This window comes from Bartonella sp. AD328YNZD (assembly GCF_042196425.1).
Genome location: NZ_JBHIQG010000204.1, coordinates 1 through 4,481, shown reverse-complemented (window position 1 = coordinate 4,481; position 4,481 = coordinate 1). Strand labels below are relative to the sequence as shown.

Below are 4,481 nucleotides of genomic sequence, written 5' to 3'. Positions count from 1 at the left end.
CTTGTTTATAAGGATAATGCATTGTTTTGTATGTTGAATGAGAGTTTCGAATATCGTAAGCTTCTCTCGTTTCAAACCTGTGTATGTTAAATCAATCAAGATTATTCGCTTGTACATAACAAGCGGGAATTGAGTATGTGGAGTGAAACTATAGAAGATAAGGAGTAAAAGTGCTTCTTATGAATCGTCTCTAATGCCAAGGGCTGTCGCAATATTAAGAACTGGGCAAAGTGTGTGGTGTGGGGAACGCTTGTTTCTTCATAAGCGTAAAGATGGGGGCTCAATGGATTTACTGTTATACCATTTATGGGTGCTGTCATAAATGGGCTTGGGAGCTTTGAGAGATGTCTCTTTAAAACAAGCCTGTTAAATTGCAACCCAATGGCGTGCTGTTTTCGTGAGGGATGTAATCCCATTCTAGAACGCAATAAACAAAAGTGTGAGGCAATGCATAGTTGCTTCTCGCGAAAGCTCTTATGGTGATAAGAGGCTGATCTTTAATGTTAAGGAAGAACCGTTTTTTGGGGGTGGAAAGAGCATTGGGAGTAAAATTAAAGAGAGTGAAAAAAATCGCTCAGAGAATGTCAAAAAGAGGCATAAAAAAACTATGATGCCATCCTGTATATCTAAAAAAATGCTTTTTAAAAATATTTTGAATATTTTATTAAAATTTTTAAAAAGCAGCGATTTGTGGTGTTGCGAGTCAGTTATGTCTATGCTAGAAACCAAGTGATTTTTGTTCTAGGTTTTAAGAAGAAGATTCTTAAAATGGAGAGTGTCTGTTTCATTTCATCTGATAACTATCAGAGAGTCGCTCAAGGGAAAGAGGCGGTATTTCGTGTCGGATTCATTTTCTCTCATACCGCTGCCGTTGGTAGATCAACGCTATGCGCAAGCGCTTTTTGATTGCGTTCAAGAAGCGGGAAACGTTGAAAAAGTTGAAAAGGCAGTGGAAAAAATTTTGCTTGTCTTGGAGCAAAATGAAGATTTAAAACGCTTTGTGCTCAGTCCATTCTTTTCAGTCAAAGAGCAAATTAAGGTGATGCAATCTATTTGTGAAAACATCAAATTTGCTGATAAAAACGCAGGACAGGTTATTGGTGATTTTTTACGCGTTATTGCAGCAAACCGTAGGCTTAGTGCCGTATTTGGTATTTTACATGCTTTTCGACGTTGTGTTGCACGCGCTCGTAATCAAGTAACAGCACAAATTATTTCTGCGCGCTCCTTAAGTTCTCAACAAAGACAAGAATTGTGTGAGGCTTTGGAAAGTGTCGTCGGGGGAAAAGTTTTGCTACACATCATTGTGGATCCAACGATTCTTGGTGGATTAATCGTTCGTGTGGGGGCGTCTCAAATTGATACGTCCCTTCTAACAAAATTGTCTTCGCTTAAGCTTGCATTGAAAAAAGAGGTCAGCTGATGGATATTAGACCATCTGAAATTTCAAAAATTCTAAAAGAGCAAATCAAAAACTTTGACCAAAAGGCTGAGGTTTCAGAAATTGGTTGGGTTCTCTCTGTTGGGGATGGTATCGCCCGCGTTTATGGTTTGGATAATGTCCAAGCAGGGGAAATGGTTGCTTTTCCAAACGGTGTGCGCGGTATGGCTCTCAATTTGGAAATTGATAATGTTGGTGTGGTCATTTTTGGCTCAGATCGCGATATCCGTGAAGGGGATTGTGTAAAACGATTGGGTGCTATTGTGGATGTTCCTGTGGGTCCCGCTTTGCTTGGGCGTGTGGTTGATGCATTGGGAAATCCTATCGATGGTAAGGGACCCATTAAAGCAACAGAACGTCGTCGTGTTGATGTTAAGGCGCCTGGAATTATTCCGCGTCAGTCTGTGCATGAACCGATGTCGACCGGATTGAAAGCGATTGACGCACTCATCCCCATTGGACGGGGGCAGCGTGAATTAGTGATTGGTGATCGCCAGACAGGAAAAACAGCGATTTTGCTCGATACATTTTTAAACCAAAAGCCTTTTCATGAAAAAGAGGCTGGACGAGAACAAGACAAAGTTTATTGCATTTATGTCGCTATTGGTCAAAAACGTTCGACGGTGGCGCAGTTCGTTAAAGTTTTGGAAGAACGTGGAGCACTGGAATATTCTATTATTGTGGCGGCAACCGCTTCTGATCCAGCGCCATTGCAATTTATTGCGCCTCTTGCCGGATGTGCTATGGGCGAATATTTTCGTGATAATGGGCAACATGCTTTGATCGGTTATGATGACTTGTCAAAACAGGCGGTGGCTTATCGTCAAATGTCTCTTTTGTTACGTCGTCCTCCAGGTCGTGAAGCTTATCCGGGAGATGTTTTCTATCTTCATTCGCGTCTTTTAGAGCGGGCTGCGAAGTTGAATGCAGAAAATGGATCTGGGTCTTTGACAGCTTTGCCAGTCATTGAAACGCAAGCAAATGATGTTTCCGCCTATATTCCTACAAATGTGATTTCGATTACGGATGGGCAAATTTTTCTAGAGACTAATTTGTTTTATCAAGGAATTCGTCCCGCTGTAAATGTTGGTCTTTCTGTGTCGCGTGTTGGTTCTGCTGCACAAATTAAGGCGATGAAACAGGTTGCCGGCTCGATTAAAGGTGAATTGGCGCAATATCGTGAAATGGCAGCTTTTGCGCAGTTTGGCTCTGATTTGGATGCGTCAACCCAGCGTCTGTTGAATCGAGGAGCACGCTTGACTGAGCTTTTAAAGCAGCCACAATTTTCTCCACTCAAAACAGAAGAACAGGTGGTGGTTATTTTCGCGGGTGTGAATGGCTATCTTGATTCTCTAGCGGTTTCTGATGTTGCGCGGTTTGAGCAGGGGCTTTTGGTGCTTTTGCGGAGTGATTATCAAGATCTCTTAAAGGCAATTGCCGAGCAAAAGCAGTTAACAGACGAGCTGAAAGATAAGTTGATGACGGTTCTTAACACTTATGCGAAAAATTTTTCGTGATGAATTAATGGAATGCTTGAATGGCCTCACTAAAGGATCTTAGAGACCGTATCGCTTCGGTTAAAGCAACACAAAAGATTACTAAAGCTATGCAGATGGTTGCAGCAGCAAGGTTACATCGTGCACAAGAGGCGGCGCAGTCTGCTCGTCCTTATGCAAAGAGAATGGCTGATATTTTGACCAGTGTCGCTGCTGATGTGGATGGTGTTGATGCGCCTGCTCTTATGCGAGGCACAGGGCGAGATGATGTGCATCTCCTGGTAGTATGTACTGCTGAGCGCGGTTTGTGTGGTGCTTTTAATGTGCAAATTGCTCGTCGTGCACGTGAACAGATTAAAGCACTGTTGGCATCTGGTAAAATAGTGAAAATTATTACCGTAGGTAAAAAAGGTGCGGATATTTTATCGCGTGATTACAAAGGTTTGATAATTGATCACATCGATTTGCATGCTGTAAAGCGAATTGGTTTTGCAGAGGCGGTGATGATTAGTCAACGGATTGTTGATTTATTCAATGATGGCGCTTTCGATGTCTGTACGCTGTTTTATTCTGAATTTGTTTCCGTCATTAATCAGCGACCGACAGCTTTTGGTTTGATTCCAATGATTGCTCCAAAAGCAGTTGTTGAGGCCATAGATGTTGTAGAGCAAACCGATCATAGTAAGGGATCTCAATCGATTGTTTATGAGTATGAACCGGATGCTGCTTCTCTTTTAGAGACGCTTGTGCCACGCAATCTTTCGGTGCAAATCTTTCGGGCTTTGTTGGAAAATGTTGCTGGTGAAATGGGCGCAAAGATGACGGCTATGGACAATGCATCGCGCAATGCAGGTGAAATGATTAATAAATTGACGGTGGCTTATAATCGTCAGCGTCAGGCACAGATTACGACAGAATTGATCGAAATTATTGCGGGCGCTGAAGCGCTTTAAATGGAAAAGGTAAGGATTGATGGTAAAAGCAGTAACCTCAAGCAAAGGAACAGAAAAAGGTGAAAAAAAGAAACCAGTTGCTCGTTCCAGCGTGAAAAAAGCCGCTTCGAAATCTCAAGCGGGTGTTAAGGCTTCGTCTGCATCTGCGCGTAGTGCAGCTAAAGATACGCCTGTAAAAAAAGATATATCCGCAAAAAAAGAAGAGCAGGCAAAAGGCGCTGTTGGTGTGATCAAGCAGGTTATTGGTGCTGTCGTTGATGTGCAATTTGAAGGCGCATTGCCAAATATTCTCAATGCTTTGGAAACAGAGAATTTAGGCAATCGTTTGGTGTTGGAAGTTGCTCAGCATTTGGGTGAAAATACTGTGCGTACGATTGCTATGGATACAACTGATGGTCTGATGCGGGGCCAAAAGGTTGTGGATACAGGAACGCAAATTAGCGTTCCTGTAGGAGAAGCAACATTGGGACGTATTATGAATGTGATTGGAGAGCCGGTGGATAATGTGGGACCGATTCCTGCAACTAAAACGCGTTCTATTCACCAAGAAGCGCCTGAATATGTTGAGCAATCAACGGTTTCAGAAATTCT

Annotated in this window: 3 protein-coding genes and 1 pseudogene; all 4 read left to right on the top strand. The window is 42.5% G+C overall.

The window, feature by feature from the left end; all coding sequences use genetic code 11:
* The first annotated feature begins 838 nt into the window (after positions 1 to 838).
* Complete coding sequence (gene atpH, locus ACFIO3_RS09120) at positions 839 to 1,423, top strand: ATP synthase F1 subunit delta (RefSeq protein WP_375704350.1); 585 nt, start codon at positions 839 to 841, stop codon at positions 1,421 to 1,423.
* On the top strand, positions 1,423 to 2,958 hold the full coding sequence (atpA, locus tag ACFIO3_RS09115) for a F0F1 ATP synthase subunit alpha (RefSeq protein ID WP_375606583.1): 1,536 nt from the start codon (positions 1,423 to 1,425) through the stop codon (positions 2,956 to 2,958). The genes atpH and atpA overlap by 1 nt, the downstream gene beginning before the upstream one ends.
* A 20-nt stretch (positions 2,959 to 2,978) precedes the next feature.
* On the top strand, positions 2,979 to 3,890 hold the full coding sequence (locus ACFIO3_RS09110) for a F0F1 ATP synthase subunit gamma (RefSeq protein WP_375608610.1): 912 nt from the start codon (positions 2,979 to 2,981) through the stop codon (positions 3,888 to 3,890).
* A 19-nt stretch (positions 3,891 to 3,909) separates the two neighbouring features.
* Positions 3,910 to 4,481: pseudogene (locus tag ACFIO3_RS09105) on the top strand (F0F1 ATP synthase subunit beta); the annotation flags it as partial.